Annotated in this window: 18 protein-coding genes and 1 riboswitch; of the genes, 7 read left to right on the top strand and 11 right to left on the bottom strand. The window is 73.8% G+C overall.

Annotation, left to right across the window (positions count from 1 at the left end; genetic code table 11):
- The first annotated feature begins 149 nt into the window (after positions 1-149).
- Complete coding sequence (locus ACH4C6_RS27835) at positions 150-2,213, top strand: MFS transporter (RefSeq protein WP_398111350.1); 2,064 nt, start codon at positions 150-152, stop codon at positions 2,211-2,213.
- A 45-nt stretch (positions 2,214-2,258) separates the two neighbouring features.
- On the opposite strand, the gene ACH4C6_RS27830 is transcribed toward ACH4C6_RS27835, so the two are convergent.
- On the bottom strand, positions 2,259-2,750 hold the full coding sequence (locus ACH4C6_RS27830) for a GNAT family N-acetyltransferase (RefSeq protein ID WP_398111349.1): 492 nt from the start codon (positions 2,748-2,750) through the stop codon (positions 2,259-2,261).
- 168 nt (positions 2,751-2,918) lie between these two features.
- Between ACH4C6_RS27830 and ACH4C6_RS27825 the strand changes: the two genes are divergently transcribed.
- A complete protein-coding gene (locus ACH4C6_RS27825) occupies positions 2,919-3,623 on the top strand; it encodes a hypothetical protein (RefSeq protein ID WP_398111348.1) in 705 nt (234 codons plus the stop codon).
- 5 nt (positions 3,624-3,628) lie between these two features.
- Positions 3,629-4,480 carry a hypothetical protein gene (locus ACH4C6_RS27820; protein ID WP_398111347.1) on the top strand — a complete coding sequence of 284 codons (852 nt, stop codon included), beginning with the start codon at positions 3,629-3,631 and terminating at the stop codon, positions 4,478-4,480.
- 18 nt (positions 4,481-4,498) lie between these two features.
- Here the strand turns inward: ACH4C6_RS27820 and ACH4C6_RS27815 are convergent, their stop codons facing one another.
- Positions 4,499-4,906: a DUF1992 domain-containing protein gene (locus tag ACH4C6_RS27815; protein WP_398111346.1), complete on the bottom strand. Its 408-nt coding sequence runs from the start codon at positions 4,904-4,906 to the stop codon at positions 4,499-4,501.
- Positions 4,907-4,995: 89 nt separating this feature from the next.
- Between ACH4C6_RS27815 and ACH4C6_RS27810 the strand changes: the two genes are divergently transcribed.
- Positions 4,996-5,388 carry a hypothetical protein gene (locus ACH4C6_RS27810; protein ID WP_369197271.1) on the top strand — a complete coding sequence of 131 codons (393 nt, stop codon included), beginning with the start codon at positions 4,996-4,998 and terminating at the stop codon, positions 5,386-5,388.
- 42 nt (positions 5,389-5,430) lie between these two features.
- On the opposite strand, the gene ACH4C6_RS27805 is transcribed toward ACH4C6_RS27810, so the two are convergent.
- Both ACH4C6_RS27805 and proP read right to left on the bottom strand, forming a co-directional pair.
- Entirely contained in the window at positions 5,431-6,102 is a 672-nt protein-coding gene (locus ACH4C6_RS27805; protein ID WP_398111345.1) for an O-methyltransferase, read from the bottom strand.
- 138 nt (positions 6,103-6,240) lie between these two features.
- The gene (gene proP, locus ACH4C6_RS27800; protein ID WP_398111344.1) at positions 6,241-7,623 is read right to left on the bottom strand and encodes a glycine betaine/L-proline transporter ProP; all 1,383 of its coding nucleotides are present in this window, start codon (positions 7,621-7,623) and stop codon (positions 6,241-6,243) included.
- Positions 7,624-8,017: 394 nt separating this feature from the next.
- On the opposite strand from proP, the gene ACH4C6_RS27795 reads away from it, so the two are divergent.
- Positions 8,018-10,060 (top strand): phosphatase PAP2 family protein, encoded by a 2,043-nt coding sequence (locus tag ACH4C6_RS27795; protein ID WP_398111343.1) that lies wholly within the window; start codon positions 8,018-8,020, stop codon positions 10,058-10,060.
- 15 nt (positions 10,061-10,075) lie between these two features.
- On the opposite strand, the gene ACH4C6_RS27790 is transcribed toward ACH4C6_RS27795, so the two are convergent.
- Positions 10,076-10,477 (bottom strand): ATP-binding protein, encoded by a 402-nt coding sequence (locus ACH4C6_RS27790; RefSeq protein ID WP_398111342.1) that lies wholly within the window; start codon positions 10,475-10,477, stop codon positions 10,076-10,078.
- Between the two features lie 93 nt (positions 10,478-10,570).
- On the opposite strand from ACH4C6_RS27790, the gene ACH4C6_RS27785 reads away from it, so the two are divergent.
- Positions 10,571-11,419: a helix-turn-helix domain-containing protein gene (locus ACH4C6_RS27785; protein WP_398111341.1), complete on the top strand. Its 849-nt coding sequence runs from the start codon at positions 10,571-10,573 to the stop codon at positions 11,417-11,419.
- Entirely contained in the window at positions 11,379-11,657 is a 279-nt protein-coding gene (locus ACH4C6_RS27780) for a DUF397 domain-containing protein (protein ID WP_398111340.1), read from the top strand. The genes ACH4C6_RS27785 and ACH4C6_RS27780 overlap by 41 nt, the downstream gene beginning before the upstream one ends.
- Before the next feature lie 212 nt (positions 11,658-11,869).
- Here ACH4C6_RS27780 and ACH4C6_RS27775 read toward each other — a convergent pair whose 3' ends face one another.
- The 6 genes from ACH4C6_RS27775 to ACH4C6_RS27750 all read right to left on the bottom strand — a co-directional run bounded on the left by ACH4C6_RS27775 (position 11,870) and on the right by ACH4C6_RS27750 (position 18,415).
- Entirely contained in the window at positions 11,870-12,784 is a 915-nt protein-coding gene (locus tag ACH4C6_RS27775) for an ECF transporter S component (RefSeq protein ID WP_398111338.1), read from the bottom strand.
- Positions 12,781-14,493 carry an ABC transporter ATP-binding protein gene (locus tag ACH4C6_RS27770; protein ID WP_398111336.1) on the bottom strand — a complete coding sequence of 571 codons (1,713 nt, stop codon included), beginning with the start codon at positions 14,491-14,493 and terminating at the stop codon, positions 12,781-12,783. The genes ACH4C6_RS27775 and ACH4C6_RS27770 overlap by 4 nt, the downstream gene beginning before the upstream one ends.
- Positions 14,490-15,584: a CbiQ family ECF transporter T component gene (locus tag ACH4C6_RS27765; RefSeq protein ID WP_398111335.1), complete on the bottom strand. Its 1,095-nt coding sequence runs from the start codon at positions 15,582-15,584 to the stop codon at positions 14,490-14,492. Before ACH4C6_RS27765 ends, ACH4C6_RS27770 begins: the two co-directional genes overlap by 4 nt.
- On the bottom strand, positions 15,577-16,242 hold the full coding sequence (locus ACH4C6_RS27760) for an SCO2322 family protein (protein ID WP_398111334.1): 666 nt from the start codon (positions 16,240-16,242) through the stop codon (positions 15,577-15,579). The genes ACH4C6_RS27765 and ACH4C6_RS27760 overlap by 8 nt, the downstream gene beginning before the upstream one ends.
- A complete protein-coding gene (locus tag ACH4C6_RS27755; protein ID WP_398111333.1) occupies positions 16,239-17,468 on the bottom strand; it encodes a prenyltransferase/squalene oxidase repeat-containing protein in 1,230 nt (409 codons plus the stop codon). The genes ACH4C6_RS27760 and ACH4C6_RS27755 overlap by 4 nt, the downstream gene beginning before the upstream one ends.
- Before the next feature lie 131 nt (positions 17,469-17,599).
- A riboswitch (cobalamin riboswitch) is annotated at positions 17,600-17,668 on the bottom strand.
- A gap of 81 nt (positions 17,669-17,749) precedes the next feature.
- Positions 17,750-18,415 (bottom strand): TetR family transcriptional regulator, encoded by a 666-nt coding sequence (locus ACH4C6_RS27750; protein ID WP_398111332.1) that lies wholly within the window; start codon positions 18,413-18,415, stop codon positions 17,750-17,752.
- Between the last annotated feature and the right edge of the window lie 27 nt (positions 18,416-18,442).

The following is an 18,442-nucleotide window of genomic DNA, read 5'->3' as shown; positions in this document are numbered from 1 at the left end:
CTCCCCTCGCGAACTCCAGAGATTATCCAGATCTTCTCCACAGCGCGGCGGGCGAGCCTCCGGAACCTCGGCTTCCAAACGGGCCCGGCGGGCCATAACGGCCCACAGCGGTCACGATGGAAAATGTCACAGAGCCCGTGGGAGGTCGCATGGCCGGGGACGTGAACGCCGTCAAGCCCTCAGGTGCGGGCACCGCCGACCGGGAGCAGGTGCCCGGCAACGTGCTGGTCTCCATCGGCGCGCTGCTGCTCGGCATGCTGCTCGCCGCACTCGACCAGACCATCGTCTCGACCGCGCTGCCCACCATCGTCAGCGACCTCGGCGGCCTGGATCACCTGTCCTGGGTGGTCACGGCGTATCTGCTGGCCGCGACCGCCGCCACACCCCTGTGGGGCAAACTCGGCGACCAGTACGGCCGCAAGCGGCTGTTCCAGACGGCGATCGTGATCTTCCTGATCGGCTCCGCGCTGTGCGGGGCCGCGCAGGACATGGGCCAGCTGATCGCCTTCCGGGCGTTGCAGGGACTGGGCGGCGGCGGCCTGATCGTGCTGTCGATGGCGATCGTCGGCGACCTCGTGCCGCCGCGCGAACGCGGGCGCTACCAGGGCCTGTTCGGGGCCGTCTTCGGCGCGACCAGTGTGCTCGGGCCGCTGCTCGGCGGGGTGCTCACCCAGCACGCCAGCTGGCGCTGGGTGTTCTACATCAACCTGCCCGTGGGCGTGGTCGCACTCGCCGTGATCGCGGCCGTCCTGCACATCCCCCGCAACCGGCAGCGCCACGTCATCGACTACCTCGGCACCTTCCTCATCGCCGCCGTCGCCACCTGCCTGGTGCTGGTGGCCTCGCTCGGCGGGACCACCTGGGCCTGGGGGTCCCCGCAGATCATCGGCCTCGCCGTCCTCGGGGTCCTGCTGGCCTGCGCGTTCGTCGCCGTGGAGCGACGGGCCGCCGAACCCGTGCTGCCGCTCAAGCTGTTCAAGGTCCGGACCTTCACACTCTCCGCCGTGATCAGTTTCGTCGTCGGCTTCGCGATGTTCGGCGCGATGACGTACCTGCCGACCTTCCTCCAGGTCGTGCACGGCATCAGCCCCACCCTGTCGGGCGTGCACATGCTGCCCATGGTGGTCGGGCTGCTGCTGGCCTCCACGACGTCCGGGCAGATCGTCAGCCGGACCGGCCGCTGGAAGGTGTTCCCGATCGCCGGCACCGGCATCACCGCGCTGGGCCTGCTCCTGCTGCACCAGCTCGACGAGCACAGTTCCACGGCCGAGCTGAGCGGGTTCTTCTTCGTCTTCGGGCTCGGCCTCGGCCTGGTGATGCAGGTGCTCGTGCTGATCGTGCAGAACGCCGTCCCCTACGAGGACCTCGGCGTCGCCACCTCCGGGGCGACCTTCTTCCGTTCCATCGGCGCCTCGTTCGGCGTCGCCGTCTTCGGCACGGTCTTCGCGGGCCGGCTCGGCGACCTGCTCGGCGACGCCTTCCGCGGCACCCCGCTTCCGGCCGGCGTCTCCCCGGGCTCGCTGGAGGCCGACCCGCGGGGCATCGCCGCCCTGCCGCCCGGCCTGCGCCCGGCGGCCCTGCACGCCTACGCCGTCGCCATCACGGACGTCTTCCTGTACGCCGCGCCCGTCGCGCTCCTCGGGTTCGTGCTCGCCTGGTTCCTGAAGGAGGACCGGTTGCGCGCCTCGGTCACCGCGCCGGACATCTCCGAGACCCTGGCCAGCAACCCCGTCGAGCGGTCCTCGTACGACGAGGTGTGCCGCGCGCTGTCGGTGCTCGGCACCCGCGCGGGCCGCCGGGAGATCTACCGCGACATCACCGAGCGGGCCGGCTACGACCTGTTGCCCGCGGCGAGTTGGCTGCTGCTGCGCATCCGCAGGTACGGCGCGGTCGAGCCCGTCGCCCTGGCCGAGCGCATGCCCGTGCCGCTGTCCGTCGTCATGGAGGCCGTCCGTCAGGTCGAGGAGCGGCGGCTCGCCGTGCGCGAGGGCGTCGACCTCGTGCTGACCGATCAGGGCCGCGCGCACGCCGAGCGGCTGGCCGAGGCCCGGGAGGAGTCCCTCGCCGAACTGCTCGGCGACTGGTGGGGCCCCGACCGGCCCACCGACCTGGTCGCGCTCGTCCGGGAGCTGAACGGCGAGCTGTGCGGATCCCGCAACGACCGTCCCCGCGAGGTGCGGCAGCCCGAACAGCGCTCCGAGCAGCCGGTCTGAGCGGCAGGTCCGAGCAGCCGGTCTGAGCCGCCGGTCCCGGCCGCGTCAGAGGAGCTGCTTGGTGAACCAGTGCTCGGCGTACGGGTCGTCGTTGTGCCGCCCGGTCTCCGTGTAGCCGAGCCGGCCGTACAGGGCACGGGCCTCGACGAGGTCGCTGCGGGTGTCCAGGATCAGCCGTGCGGCGCCGAGCGCGCGTGCGGTGTCCTCGGCGGCGCCGACCAGGAGCGGGGCGCCGCCCCTGCCCCGCATCGAGGGGTGCACGAACACCCGCTTCAGCTCGGCGGTCGTGCCGTCCAGCAGCCGCACCCCCGCCGTGCCGGCCGGCTCACCGCCGTACCGGGCCACGAGCAACTCCCCGCGCGGCGGCGCGAGATCGGCGCCGGGCTGGGCGGCGATCTCCCGCTCCAGCTCGTCCGGATCGGTGCGCCGCCCCTCGTGCAGCAGATGCCAGCGGTCGCTGACCTCCGTGTAGTACGCCCGCCACAGCGCGGCGGCGTCGGGGGAGTCGTACGGTTCCGGGGCCACGGTCCAGGTCATGAACCGCATTCTCCGCAGCCGCCCCACGGGCCCCGCAACCGGATAAATCCCGGGCCCGCACGGGCCCCGTCCCGTGCGCGCATCGTTTACGGCCCAACTTCCGGGCAACCCGAATCGCGAACCGGCCCGCGAGGAGGACCGGTTGGGCCCGAACCCCGGAAGGCATCCATGTCCACTGGCCTGATCATTGCATTGATCGTGATCGCGGCGGTCGTCGTCATCATCGCGGCCGCCCTGACCCTGCGTGCCCGCGGGACCGGGCGCGGCCCGAACCTCAAGCGCCGCTTCGGACCCGAGTACGAGCGGGTCCTCGCCCGGCACGACGGTGACACCACGGCGGCCGAGCGCGAGCTGACCGAGCGTCTGGAGCGCCACGGCGACCTGCGGGCACGTCCGCTGGAGCCGGCGCAGCGCGAGCAGTACCAGGCGCGCTGGACCGCCGCGCAGGAGCGGTTCGTCGACTCGCCGCGCGACGCCGTCGCCGAGGCGGACGCGCTGATCGCCGAACTCGCCGGCGTGCGGGGCTTCCCGGACGGCGGGCAGTACGAGGAGCAGCTCGCCGCGCTGTCCGTCCACCACGCCCACCACGTCGACGGCTACCGGCGCGTGCACCGCGCGGCGCAGCTGCGCCCGGAGGACGCCCGGGACGGCGGCCAGGGGACCGAGGACATGCGCGAGGCCATGGTGGCCGCCCGCGCCCTGTTCGAGGAACTGGTGCGGCCGGACCGCCACGACGGCGGCCGCACGGACGGGCGGCACGAGGCCGCGCGCCACGACGGCCGGGACCGCACCGCGCCGGCCGGCGGCCGCAAGGCCCCCGCGCGCGGCCACATGCCGTGGGCCCTCAACCGACGCCAGGCGAAGGAGAGCTGAGTCCGATGACCGACATGACCCGACGGCCCGGCGACCACACGCCTCACACGCCGGACGCGCCGCACACCCCGGCGCCGGACGCCCGCGGCGAGACCGCCCCGGCCGCCGGACACGTTCCGGCGGACACCGGCAGCGGCACGGCCCACGGCACCGGCATCCCCGCCGGTGACCCCCGTCTCGCCGACGCGGACCGTGCCACCGAAGCCGGCCGCGTGGCCGCCCAGGGCACCGACCCCCACGGCACGGCGACGCCCGGCAACGCCACCCACGACACCGGCCTCCACGGCACAGCGACGCCCGGCAACGCCACCCACGACACCGGCCTCCACGGCACAGCGACGCCCGGCACCGGCGTGCAAGGCACCGGCACGCACGGCACCGGGGTCCACGACACCAAGATCCTCGGCACCGGCACCCGTGGTGGCGACGCCGCCCCCGGCGGCACGCACGGCACCGACGCGGACCACGCCACCACGACCGGCACCCACCAGCACGGCGTCCACGGGGACGGCGTCCACGGCCACGGCACCGGACGCGACGCCGGCCGGGCGGGCGGCGCCGCCGATGCGCACCTCTTCCCGCACGACGCCTCCGACAAGCTCGGCGAGCGCCTGCGGCACGCCGTCGCCGGGTTCGTCGACGGGCCCCGCGCCTCCGTCGAGGAGGCCGACCAGGTACTGGAGGAGATCACGGCCCGGTTCACCGAGGTCGTGACGGAACGGCGCCGGACGCTGCGCCGGTCCTGGCAGACCGCCGAGAGCGGCGGGGACAAGTCCGTCTCCGCCGCCGACACCGAGCAGCTCCGCCTGGCCCTGAAGGACTACCGGGAAATCGCGGAACGCCTGCTGCACGTCTGACCGGGCCGGCCGGCCCGCTCAGTGCTCCGCCCGGCGCTCCCGCCACTGCCGTACGACGTCCTCGACGTCGTACGGCTTCTTTCCGAGCGGGGGGCCGGGCGGCGGCTTGAACATCATGTCGCGGATCTTGTCGTTGACCTCGCCGATGATCTTCCGGACGATCCGCTCCGAGGGGGCCGCCAGCGCGGCCTCCAGCGCGTCCTCGGCCTCCTTGCGCAGGGCCAGCGCGGGCGGCAGGACGGAGAAGCCCTCGCGGGCCATCTTCCGCTTGACCCACCACAGTTCGTCGTACGTGTTCTCCACGTCCGGCGGCAGGGGCCGGCCGACCCCGGGCAGTCGCTCGAACTCCCCGCGCGCCTCCGCGTCACGGATCTGCCGGTCGACCCAGGACTCGAAGTCGACGCCGGGTGGCTTCCGCTCGGTCATGCACCCATTGTGCCGGACACCGCGCAGCCGGGCGTTCTATCATGCGGCGGGCTTACAGGCCCGTTTCGGACGTCCCAGGAGGAGCGCACGTGCTCGAACTCACCATGGCCGCCGTCTCCGCGGCGGAGGAGGGTGCCACGGCCGGCATGCTCATGGCCGAGGCGCCCAGCGAGCCGGGTGCGGTGCTGCGGGTGGGCCGCGACAAGTCCGTGTGCCGGCTGGGCACGCCGGACGACTGGCTGTTCGTCTCCCGCGTCCACCTGGAGTTCCTCTGCGGGCCCGACGGCACCTGGCAGGTGACCTGGCTGCGCGGCTCGCAGCCCGACCCCTCCTCCGAGGTCCGGCTGACGGTCGGCGAGTACGCCCAGCCGCTCGCCTACGGCGGGACGGTCCCGCTGCCGAGGGGCGGCAGCGGCGAGATCGTCGTCCAGGACCGCACCGCCCCGCGCAGCGTCAACGTGGGCTTCTACCACGAGGTGTGACGCACGGGGCGTGCGGGGCGGGCGCCGCCCCACCGGGCCGGTTCACGGCAGGACGCGGGCCAGCGCGAAGCCGTCGTAGCCCTTGGTGCCGACCGTCTGGATCGCCGTGCCGGACAGTCTCGGGTGGCTGCCGATCAGGTCGATGGCCGTACGGGTGCCGACCACGTCGGGGGCCGTGCTGTCCGCGTCGGTCACGCGACCGCCGCGGACGACGTTGTCGAGGACGATCAGGGAGCCCGGCCCGGCCAGTTCGACCGCCCACTCCACGTAGCGCGGGTTGTTGCCCTTGTCGGCGTCGATGAACACCAGGTCGAACGGGGGCGTGTTCTCCGCGGCCAGGGCGGGCAGCGACTCCAGGGCCGGGCCGACCCGCACCTCGACGCGCTCGGCCAGCCCCGCGCGGGCGAGGTTGCCGGCGGCGACCTCGGCGTGCCGCGGGTCGTACTCCAGGGAGACCAGGCGTCCGTCGGCCGGCAGGGCGCGGCCCAGCCAGATGGTGCTGTAGCCGCCGAGCGTGCCGATCTCCAGGATGTGCCGGGCGCCCTGGATCTGTGCGAGGAGTTGCAGCAGCTTGCCCTGGTTCGAGGAGACCGCGATGCGGGGGAGCCCGGCGGCGTCGCTGTCGCGCAGGGCGGCGGCCAGGACCTCGTCGTCCGGGGCGAGACGCTCGCTGAAGTAGGCGTCGACCTCGTCCCAGACATGCGACTCGCTCATACGGCTGCCCTTCTGTGCCCGGCCGGAATGGTCCACCAACGCTTCACCAGCAGACGAACGACCACCACCGCGCGGAGGTTCCGCCCGGCCGGACCGGGGACGGCCGGGGCACGGGGCCCGCCGAGCCGCCCGCGGGGCTCACCGCTCCGGTGCCGCCACCGAGGGGGCCGAGCCGGGCAGGGGGCGGCCGGCCGACTCCGCCATGCGCCACACGGCGAAACCGCCGATCACGGCCGCGGCCATCATGTAGTACGCGGGCATCATCATGTTCCCGGTCGCGCCGATCAGGGCCGTGACCACCAGCGGGGTCGTGCCGCCGAACAGGGACACCGAGACGTTGAAGCCGATCGACAGCGAGCCGTAGCGGACCCGGGTCGGGAACAGGGCGGGCAGGGCCGCGGGCATGGCCGCCGTGAAGCACACCAGCAGCAGGCCCAGGGCGCCCATGCCGAGCGCGACCGCGAGCAGGCTGCCGTCGCGGATCAGCAGCAGGGCGGGCACCGACAGCAGCAGGAAGCCCGCACAGCCGGTGGCGATCACCGGGCGGCGGCCGACGCGGTCGGTCAGCGCGCCGACGAACGGCTGGGCGACCATCATCACGGCCATCACACCGAGCACGACGAGCAGACCGTGGGTCTCGTCGTAGTGCAGCTCGCTGGTCAGGTAGCTGGGCATGTACGACAGCAGCATGTAGTCGGTGACGTTGAAGACCAGCACCAGGCCGACGCAGAGCAGCAGCGCGCGCCACTGGCCGGTGACCATCTCGCGCAGCGGCACCTTGGGCCGGTCCTTCTCGGCCTTGGCGACCTCGGCGGCGAACGCCGGGGTCTCCTCCAGGCGCATGCGCAGGTAGAGGCCGATGATGCCCATCGGGCCCGCGATCAGGAACGGGATGCGCCAGCCCCAGGAGGTGAGGTCGTCGGCGGACAGCAGGGCGGTCATCAGCGTGACCAGGCCCGCGCCGCCGATGTAGCCGGCGAGCGTGCCGAACTCCAGCCAGCTGCCGAGGAAGCCGCGCCGCTTGTCCGGGGCGTACTCGGCGATGAACGTCGAGGCACCGGCGTACTCGCCGCCGGTGGAGAAGCCCTGCACCAGGCGGGCCACGAGCAGCAGGATCGGCGCGCCGACACCGATCGTCGCGTACGACGGGATCAGACCGATCGCGAAGGTGCCCGCGGCCATCATGATCATCGTGAGGGCGAGGACCTTCTGGCGGCCGACGCGGTCGCCGAGCGGGCCGAAGACCATGCCGCCCAGGGGGCGGACCAGGAAGGCCGCGGCGAAGGCGCCGAACGTGGACAGCAGCTGGGCGGTGGGGTTGCCCGAGGGGAAGAAGACCTTGCCCAGCGTGACCGCGATGTAGCTGTAGACACCGAAGTCGAACCATTCCATCGCGTTGCCCAGCGCGGCCGCCTTCACGGCGCGCTTGACCAGTGCGGGGTCGGTGACGGTGGGGTCGGCGGCCTTCGCGCTGCGGGGCTTCGCCAGGGACGGGGAGGTGACGACTGAGGCAGTCGACAAGACTCGCTCGCCTACCTTTCGACGGGGACAGGGGCACGGTCCCGCGCGGCGGCGCTGTCGTACGGGCCGAAAAGCGACGATAGGCGGCTTTGGCCCGCCTACGGGCGGTACGCCTTTCGTTGCACACTGCACGTAAACCGTGGTTGCCCAGGGGCTTCTGCCCGTCCGCGCCCGGTTCCCACGCGATCTTCCTGTGATCCTTCTCGCGTTCACGAGAGGCAACCGAAACGGGCGCGGACTATCGTCATCCGGACAAAAGGAGGACGGACGTCAGGTGAATCGGGGGTAACCCGCGTCTTCTTTCCCGTGGCGAGGCGAGCCCTCGTAGGGTTCGCGGAGGAAATCCCACAACCATGACATGTGGGATGAACTGGGGCGGGAGGCCGGCAAGGGCATGTCTCAGGCGAATCGCGACGGGCGACCGGCGGAATCCATCGGAGCGACAGCCGTCGGCCGGGACCACCCACGCCTGAGAGCGGCCCGCCTCGGCCTGTGGCTGGTCGTCGCCCTGCTCGCCGCCCGGCAGGTGGCCGTCGTCCTGGCCACCCCGCGCGGCGAGCGCCTCACCGACCTGGAGACCTGGGTCGGCCCGGACGGCGTGCTGCACGTGAACGGCTCGCTCTACGACTCGACCCGCTTCACCGGCACGCCCTTCAACGGCCTCGCCCTCAAGCCCTTCACCCGCTCCGCCGAGCAGGCCCTCGGCTGGGGGTGGACCTTCGGCACCCTGCTGCTGGTCGTCGCCCTGGGCGTGCTCGCCGCCCGGGCCCTGCCGCAGCCGGTCGGCCGCCGCACCGCCCTGCTGGCCACCCCCGTCGCCATCAGCCTGCTGATGATCTCCCTGCCGGTGCGCAACGCCCTGTGGCTCGGCCAGACCAGCATCATCCCGGTCCTGCTCGTCCTGCTGGGCTGCTTCGCCGCACACGGCCAGCGCACCAGCGGCGTGCTCATCGGCCTCGCCGCCGCGCTCCAGCCGACCCTGCTGCTGTTCACACCGCTGCTGTGGTGCACCGGCCGCCGCAGCGCGGCCCTGTCCGCCGGGGCCACCTTCGCCGCCTGCACCGGCCTGGCCTGGGCGGCCATGCCCGCCGACTCCTACCGCTACTGGGTGCACCACCTGGCGGGCGCCGGCCTCGGCGGCCCGGCCGACGACCTCGCCAACCAGTCCCTGCACGGCGCCCTGCTGCGCCTCGGCCTCAGCGGCCCGCTGGAGATCGCCCTCTTTCTCACCCTCGGCGCGGCCGTCGCCGTCCTGGCACTGCGCCGGGCCGTGCGCTACGCGCACGACGGCCAGCTGCTGCTCGCGGTCGCCGTCACCGGCTGCACCGCGATCGCCGTCTCGCCCACGGCCTGGCAGCACCAGTTGCTGTGGGTGCTCCTCGCGGCCGTCGGCCGGGTCGGCACCCGCAGCTCCGACCGCTACGTCTGGCCCGTCGCCGTCGTGCTGGTCATGACCCTGCCGGCCAAGGTGCTGTTCCCGGACATGACGTCCCTGGACCCGCTGCGCACGAACGCGGTGCTGCTGGCCGCCCTCGCCGCCGCCGTCGCCCTGCCGTTCCTGCCCCGCACCTCGTCGTACTACCGCGAGCCGAAACCGGCCGCGTACGCGCCCGCCGTCCCCACCCGCTTCCGCCACGTGCCGCTCGTGCCGTCCCTGCGCCGGGTCCTCACCCGGCCGAACCTGCTGCTCGAACTGCTCCTCATCCGCGTCACCTACGCCGGATACTCCGAGGTCAGGCTCGCCGCGACCGGCGGCAGCAACGCGGCGGGGCGGGCCGAGGCCGAGGAGCACGGGATGCAGGTGTACGACCTCGAACGCGCCCTGCACATCGACGTCGAGCGCTGGGTCAACCACACCGTCGCCGGCATCGACGCGCTGCGCGAGTTCTTCGACTTCTACTACACCTCCTTCCACTTCGTCGTCCCGCTGACCGTCCTGGCCCTCCTCTACTGGCGCCGCCCCGCCCAGTACCGCTGGGCGCGCTCGGCCCTCGGATACGCCACCCTGCTCGCCCTGGTGGGCTTCTGGCTCTACCCGCTCGCCCCGCCGCGCCTGATGCCGACGCTGGGCTTCATCGACACCGTCCACGGCGTCCAGGACTTCGCCCAGCCGGACTACGGCACGCTCACCCACCTCACCAACCAGTACGCGGCGATGCCGTCCCTGCACTTCGGCTGGTCCCTGTGGTGCGGGGTGGTGATCGCCGTCCTGGCCCGCCGCTGGTGGACGAAGGCCCTGGGGCTGCTGCACCCCCTGTGCACGGTTTCGGCGATCGTCGCTACGGGGAACCACTGGGTGCTGGACGCGGTGGGCGGAGCGGCTGTGGTGGCAGCCGGGTTCGGGCTGACGTACCTGCTGTCCGGACCGAGACCGCCGGTCGATGCGGCGGCCGAAGAGCCTGACCGTAAGCCGAGCCTGGACCCCGTGCGGGGGTAAGGCCCACCGCGAGGCTCAGTGAGTCTCGGTCCCACACTCGAACCACACCGTCTTGCCGCCGTCCGCCCACAGGGACACGCCCCACTTGTCGGCCGTCGCCTCCAGCAGGAGCAGGCCCCTGCCGCCCTCCGAGTCCTCGTCCAAGGACGCTGGCGTGCGCGGCAGTTCGGCGCTGCCGTCCGTGACCTCCACCCGTACGCCGGTCCGCTGCCGCAGCAGCAGAAGGGCGCAGCGGCGGTCGGGGACGTGCCGTACGACGTTGGCCAGCAGCTCCGTCACGCCCAGTTCCACGGCGTCCGACAGCTCGGGCATGCCCCACTGTCCGAGGAACGAGCGGACGATGCGGCGGACGTGGCGGGGGGCGTGCGCGCCGACGGTGAGGCGCATCGAGTACTGCGCGGGAATGTATCCGTTCACAGGACGAGCCTGACGTGCGGTGACTACCCTCGGCTACGGAACGGATACAACGCGTCCCGTGGTGGACGGAGTTGCGTGAGAGGGGCTTCGCGCATGACCCACATCAACGCCCTCGACCCGGGGGCCTCCCCGCTCGACTACTACGGCTACGAGTTGCGCCGGCATCGGGAGGCGGCGGGCCTGACGCAACGGCAGTTGGGGGACATCGTCAACTACACCGGCTCCTTGGTGGGCCAGATCGAGACGGCCAGGAAGCTTCCCACGCCGGAGTTCAGCGAACGAGCGGATGCGGCCCTCGGGACCGACGGTCTGTTCTCGCGGCTCGTCGAGCTGGTCATGCGCAGCCAGCTCCCGGCGTGGTTCCAGCAGGTGGCGGAGCTGGAGGGGCGCGCGACCCACATCAACACGTTCCAGACGCATGCCGTGCATGGCCTCCTGCAGACCCCCGAGTACGCCCGTGCAGTGCTCGGTGTGCTGGACGGCGCTGACCTCGAAGACCGTACCGCCGTGCGGTTGGCTCGGCAGCGCATCCTTGAGAAGGACGAACCTGCCGTCCTCTGGATGGTCGTCAGCGAGTCCGTCCTGCACCAGGAGGTGGGCGGCCGGGAGACCATGCGAGGACAACTGGCCCACCTGTTGGCGTTCGAGCACGTCCCCATGGTCAACGTTCAGATCCTGCCGTTCGCGGCCGGTGCTCACGCAGGCATGCAAGGCTCGTTCACCCTCTTTCGGTTCGCGAGCAGCCCGGCCATCGTCTACACCGAGGGCTACGGCAGCGGGCATCCGACCGCGAATCCGGACACCGTCAAGGACTGCTCGCTCCGTTACGATCACCTGCAAGCCGCCGCGCTCTCCCTCAGGGATTCGGCGGAGTTGATCCGGCGAGTGATGGAGGAACGCTATGGCGAGCAACGCGATACCGGCGGGCACTCAATGGCGTAAGTCCAGTTACAGCGGTGATCAAGGCGGCGAGTGCGTCGAATGCGCGCCGATCGGGGCCCTGGCCTGGCGTAAGTCCAGCTACAGCAGTGATCAAGGCGGCCAGTGCCTCGAAGTCGCCGAAACGCCGGAGGCGACCGTCGCCGTGCGCGACTCCAAGAACCCCGCCGGGCCCGTTCTGACCCTGCGTCCCGCCGCGTTCACCACGTTCGTCGACTGGGCCTCCGCCGCCGCCGAGTAACCGTACGGCGAAGGCGGCGGCCCCGGGGATCAGGGGGCCGCCGCCTCCGGTCGGAGGGGACCGGCTCGTGACCGGTCCCGGGCGCCGCGCACACTGCCGAACGCGGCGCGGTCGTCCACCGAAACAGGCCCGCCGGGTGCGTGCAACGAGCCTCTCTACTAGGCCCGGCCGCACACCGCGCGGAGCCCTTCGCGCGTCACCACCGCCTTGCGCTACGGCCCCGCTTCGTACGTGACGCCGGTCCTGTGGGGGGTGTCACGCCCGCCGTCCGGCCCGGGCGCCTCGAACGTGACCGGCGTCTCGAAGGCCGCCCGGCGGGTGGCCCGGCGCAGGGCCCGGAGGACCGCCGGGCCGAGCGCCAGGGTCAGGACGACCGTGACGGCGGCCCGGCCCAGGTCCCAGCCGAGGGACGTCGCCACGCAGTACGCGAGGAAGCGGGCCAGGTTCGTGGCGACCGGCGCGTCGGGGTCGAAGGCCACGTTCGAGGCGAGCGCCCCCATGAAGGGCCACCCGGCCATGTTCATGATCGTGCCGTAGGCGAACGCGGCGACGAAACCGTAGGCCGCGAGCAGCGCGAGTTCCGTCCGGCCGCGCAGCCGGTCCGGCCCGGGCAGCAGCCCCGCGCCCATCGCGAACCAGCCCATCGACAGCATCTGGAACGGCAGCCACGGTCCGACCCCGCCCGTGAGCAGGGCGGACGCGAACATCGTCACCGAGCCGAGGACGAACCCGAAGCCCGGGCCGAGGACCCGGCCGCTGAGCACCATCAGGAAGAACATCGGCTCGATACCCGCCGTGCCCGCGCCGATCGGCCGCAGGGCCGCCCCCGTCGCGGCGAGCACCCCGAGCATCGCCACCGCCTTCGGGCCCAGGCCCGACTCCGCGATCGACGCGCCCACCACGGCCACGAGCAGCACCAGCAGCCCCGCGAACAGCCAGGGCGCGTCCTGCGCGTGGGCGCTGAGCCCCGAGGCGGGCGGGGCCAGGAAGGGCCAGCCGAAGGCGGCGATCCCGACCGCGCTGACCAGGAGCAGCGAGGCGACGGACCGGGGGCCGAGGCGGACGGCCCGGGCGGGGCGCCGGGGCTTCGGCCGCGCGGGCGCGGGGGCGGTCGTGCGGGCGCTCATCGGCCGGTCCCGGCGAGAGCCGCGCGGACCTGCGAGACGGTGAGCCAGTGCTGCGGGGCGAGGATCTTGGTCACCTGGGGGGCGAAGGACGGCGACGACACCACCACGTCGGCCGTCGGGCCGTCGGCGATGACCTCGCCCTCCGCGAGCAGCACCACCCGGTGGGCGATCTCGGCGGCGAGCTCCACGTCATGGGTGGCCAGCACGATCGCGTGGCCCTCGGCGGCCAGGGTGCGCAGCACCGTGGCCAGCCGGGCCTTCGCGGCGTAGTCCAGGCCGCGGGTCGGCTCGTCGAGCAGCAGCAGCGGGGGCCGGGCGGTCAGCACGACGGCCAGGGCCAGCGCGAGCCGCTGCCCCTCGGACAGGTCCCGGGGGTGGGTGCCGTCGGCGACGCCCGGGAGCAGGTCGCCGACCAGGGCCCGGCAGGTGCCGGGATCCGCGCCCGCGTCCTGGTCGGCCGCCGCGCACTCGGCGGCGACGGTGTCGGCGTAGAGCAGGTCGCGCGGCTCCTGCGGGACCAGCCCGACCTTGCGGACGAGGTCCTTCGGCGCCGTCCGGTGGGGCGTCGCGCCGTCGACCAGGACCGTGCCCGAGGTGGGGGCGAGGAGGCCGACCAGGGAGTTGAGCAGCGTCGACTTCCCGGCGCCGTTGCGGCCCATGAGGGCGACCGTCTCGCCCGGGTCGACGGTCAGGTCGATGTGGCGCAGGGCCCGGACGCGGCCCCGGGTGACGGCCAGTGCCCGGACCTCGGCGACGTGCACGGCGTCCTGGGCGGCGGGGACGGCGCGGTCGCGGCGGAACCAGGGGCGCCGCCGGCCGGGGGCAGGGGGCTCGGTGGTGCGGGTGAGGGATCGGCGGGGGCGGCCGTCCGGGCCGCCGCCCGCCTCGGGCGCGCCGGCGAGCCGGTCGCGCAGCGGGGCCGCCCGGCGACGGGCGTCGCGGACCGTGAGGGGCAGCGGGGACCAGTCCGCGAGGCGGCCCAGGGCCACCACCGGCGGGTACACCGGCGACACGGCCATCACCTCGGCCGGGGTGCCTAGCACGGGCGCGGCGCCCGGCCCCGGCAGCAGCACGACCCGGTCGGCGTACTGGACGACGCGCTCCAGGCGGTGCTCGGCCATGAGGACGGTCGTGCCGAGGTCGTGCACCAGCCGCTGGAGGACGGCCAGCACCTCCTCGGCCGCGGCCGGGTCGAGCGCGGAGGTCGGCTCGTCCAGGACGAGGACGTCCGGGTGCGGGGTGAGCACCGAGCCGATCGCGACCCGCTGCTGCTGCCCGCCGGAGAGGGTGGCGATCGGGCGATCGCGCAGACCGGTCAGGCCCAGCACGTCCAGCGTCTCCTCGACGCGGCGGCGCATCACGTCCGGGGCGAGGCCCAGCGACTCCATGCCGTAGGCCAGTTCGTCCTCGACGGTGTCCGTGACGAAGTGGGACAGCGGGTCCTGGCCGACCGTGCCCACCACGTCGGCCAGTTCGCGCGGCTTGTGGGTGCGCGTGTCACGCCCGGCGACCGTGACCCGGCCGCGCAGCGTGCCGCCGGTGAAGTGCGGGACCAGACCGCTGACCGCGCCCAGGACGGTCGACTTGCCGACTCCGGACGGGCCCGCCAGCAGGACGAGTTCGCCCTCGGGGACCTCGAAGTCGACGCCCCGGACCGTGGGTTCGGCGGCCCCGTCGTAGGTCACGGAGACGTCCTCGAAGCGGATCACGAAGGCTCCTTCGGGTCGGGGGCGACGAACGCGGGCAGCAGGCCGAGCAGGATCGCCGCGGCGGGCCACAGGGGGAGCGTCGGCGCCACGAGCGGGACCACACCGGGCTGAAGTGCCGCGGGATCGCGCACGGAGGCGAGCGTGAGCAGGGCCGCGACGGCCACACCGGAGGCCACGACCAGCCAGGCGCGCACATCCCAGCGGTCCGGGCGGTAGCGGGTGCGCAGGGAGCGGCGGCCGCCGAGCCGCAGGCCCGCGAGCGCGGCGGCGCAGCCGAGGAGGAGGACGGGCACGCCGTAGGAGCCGCCCTCGGCGGTGAGCAGCCCGTACGTCCCGGCGCACACGCCGAGCAGCCCGCCCAGGGTCAGGGCGGCGGTGGTGCGCCGTACGGCGGGCGGCACCCGCGCGGTACGGCCGTAGCCCCGGGCGTCCATCGCGGCGGCCAGGGCGACGGACCGCTCCAGCGCGCCCTCCAGCACCGGCAGGCCCACCTGCAGCAGGCCGCGGACGCCCTTGTCCGGACGGCCGCGCAGCCTGCGGGCGGCGCGCAGCCGCCGCACGTCCGCGATCAGGTTCGGCGCGAAGGTGAGGGCGACGACGACCGCCACGCCCATCTCGTACAGCGCGCCCGGCACGGACTTCAGCAGACGGGCCGGGTTCGCGAGGGCGTTCGCGGCGCCGACGCAGATCAGCAGGGTGGCCAGCCGCAGACCGTCGTACAGCGCGAAGACCAGGGCCTCCGCCGTCACCCGGCCGCCGAGGCGGATGCCCTGCGCCCAGTCGGGCAGGCCGGCCTCGGGCAGCGTGAACAGGGTGTGCGTGCCGGGGATCGGGGAGCCGAGGACCGTCGCGAAGAGCAGCCGGACCAGCAGCACCAGCAGGGCGAGTCTGACGAAGGCGCCGTAGGAGCGGGACCAGGGCGCGTCGGGGCGGCGGGCGGCCACGACGTAGGCGGAGACGGTGACGAGCAGGGCGAGCAGCAGGGGGTTGGTGGTGCGGGTGGCCGCGGTGCCCAGGGCGAGCGCCCACAGCCACCAGGCACCGGGGTGCAGGGCGGCCGGGCGCCCCCGCGGCGGGGTCGTGCTAGCCACGCCGCCGTACCTGCCAGACGGCTGCTCCCCCCAGGATCACCACCACCGCGATGCCGGCGGCCAGCCCCAGGGACGGGCCGCCGCCGGACGTGCCGTCCTCCGTCCCGTCCTCCGTCCCGTCCTCCGTCGGTTCCTTCCCGCCCGCCGACGGGTCCGGGCGCTGGGCGACCTGTTCGCCGCAGCCCTTCTCGGGGTAGCCGGCGATCGCGCACAGGAGGGCGTCGCTGCCGTAGCGCAGCGGCCCGGCCACCGCGGCCAGGGCCTCGGCGGTGGTCGCGTCGGGGGAGACCCGGGCGCAGGCCGTGCGGGCGGGCGGCGGACGCTCCCCGTCGGGGGCGTCGGCGGCCGTGCCGAAGTCGAGGACGAGGGCGACGCGCTTGGTGCCCTCCTTCGCCGGCGTCCTGGCGCAGATCGGGTCGAAACGGGCCGCGCCGCGCGGCCGGGTCGCGTCCGCCGAGTCCTCGCTCACCGCGAAGCGGAACCCCTGTACCTCACCGTCCGCGGGGCGGGCCGTGGACGGCCCCTGGGTGGCGTAGACCCAGCGGTCGCCGTCGCGCTCCCAGAACGACCAGTAGCGGTAGCCGGCGGCCTGGGCCTGACCGGCGCCCGCGAGCGGCAGGAGCACGGCCAGGAGCAACGGCAGGGCCCGGCGGATCACAGCTGCTGCTTCTTCCGGCGGCCGTTGCTGAACAGGAAGCCGATGCCGATGCCCGCGACCAGGCAGACACCGACGTACCACCAGACACCGAACACGGAGTCCGAGTCCTTCGAGTCCTTCTTCTCGTCCTCGCCCTGCCCGTCCGCCTTCGCGGCGGCGGACTGCGGGGCCGGGCCGGTGGCGTTCAGCTGCTTGACCAGGTCGGCGCCGCCGAAGTCGCGCGGGTCCGTGCCCGTCGCGTGCGCGGCGAAGATCAGCTGGGCGTAGGCGGCGGGCCCGTTCTGCCGGGCCCAGGCGGCGGAGTTCTTCTCCAGCCACCGCACGGACTTCTGTGCCGGGCCGGTGTCGCCGTGCGCGGCGAGGGCGACGACCGCGTCGGCGGTGTTGCCGAAGTCGGGCTGCGGTTCGGCGCCGGGCAGGGCGGACATCAGGTGGCCGTCGTCCGCGGCCAGCGCGGCCGTGAGGTAGCCGGCCCCGTTCGCCGCCGCCTGCTCGGGCGTGCGCGCCGTCGCGCAGTCCGCGCCGGACTCCTTCTCGCCGGGCTTCGTCACCATGCCCTTGCCGAGCGCCCCGAGCACTCCGGCGGCCGTGGCGTCGGCGTTGGCGAACAGCTTGCCCTTCTTGTCCGGCTGGAACGCGAACGCCCCGTCCTCGTCCCCGCCGCACGGCAGGGCGAGCTTCAGCAGCGCGTCGTACGGCGACTTCCCGCCCTTGTCGACCCGGCCCGGCTGCTCGCCGGCCGCGGCCAGGGCGCCGATGACGACCGACGTCGAGTTGGTGTCGCTGGCGCCGCCGGGCGCGTAGCCCCAGCCGCCGTCCTCGTTCTGGACCGACTTCAGCCAGTCGACCGCCTTGCCGGTGGCCTCGTCGTGCCCGCCGAGCGCGGCGAGGGCCTGCACGGCGGCGGAGGTGGCGTTGGTGTCGAGCATGGTCGTGTCGTCGCAGGCGGCGGCCGGGTCGGCGCGGTAGGCGGCGAAGCCGCCGTCGGCGCATTGCTGGCGCACCAGCCACTGCACCGACTTGGCCGCGGGCTTCACCCCCACGGTGTCCTGCGCGAGCAGCGCGAGCGACTGGCGCCAGACGCCGTCGTACTTCGGGTCCTTGTCGCCGTGGAGCGCGGAGGGGAGCGCCCGGGACGGCGAGGGGGACGGGTCGGCGGCGGCCGGGGTGGCGGCGCCGATCACGGCGACGGCGGCCAGGACCGCGGCGCTGCGGCGGACGTTCATGATCGGCGGGTGCCTCTCCCTGTGGGGGAGCCGGGCAGCAGGGGACACCCCGGCGGCTCGGCTCCGTATACCTCGACGGTGCCGTGCACCGGCGGACTGCCGGGCACGCGAGCCGGTCACGAACCGTACGCGGCGATCCGGCTCACCGCCCCGGGGCGGCTCACGGTTGCGGGTCAGCGCCGGAATTGCACCGGCTTCCCCTCGTACGGTGTGATGACGACCCGCTCACTGTACCCGCCCGTCACAAGCGCCCCGCGGGGTGAGGGACGTGGGGGACCGCGTCAGGAGCGGCCCGGGGGCACCGGGTCGATCAGGCGGCAGACCGTCTCGATGTCCACCCGGACCTGGGCGATGGAAGCGCGGCCCGACAGCCAGGTGATCAGCGCCGAGTGCCAGGTGTGCTCGATGACCCGGACCACCGAGAGCTGCTCGGGCGTCGGATCCTCCCGGCCCATCGCGTCCAGGATGATCGCCGTCGTCTGCCGGGACACCTGGTCCACCTCGGGGCTCACGCTGCGGTCGGCGAAGGTGAGGGCCCGGACCATGGCGTCGGCCAGCTGCGGCTCGCGCTGGAGGGCGCGGAAGGCCCGCATCAGCGTCTCGGCGACCCGCTCGGCCGCCGTCTCGCCCCGCGGCGGCCGCTTCCGCAGGGTGCCGTGCATGTGCTCCAGCTGGTCCTGCATCGTGGCGACCAGCAGATGGATCTTGGAGGGGAAGTACCGGTAGAGGGTGCCCAGCGCGACCTGCGAGGACTCCGCGACCTCCCGCATCTGGACGGCGTCGAAGCCGCCCCGGACGGCCAGTTGGGCGCTCGCGAGCAGGATACGGCGGCGGCGGGCCTCCTGCCGCTCCGTCAGGGGCGGGGAGGCGAGGGCGGCGGCTGCTGCCGCGGGTTCCGCCTTGGCCACCTTGTTCACCTGAGCGCTCACCTCGGCTCCTGCGGGCATGCGTCGATCCCGTTGACGTGACCGTCC

The sequence above is a fragment of the Streptomyces sp. NPDC017943 genome (assembly GCF_044328425.1).
Lineage (GTDB): Bacteria > Actinomycetota > Actinomycetes > Streptomycetales > Streptomycetaceae > Streptomyces > Streptomyces djakartensis_A.
Note: the sequence above shows the minus strand (reverse complement) of the source record. Positions and strands in the feature narration are given on the sequence as shown.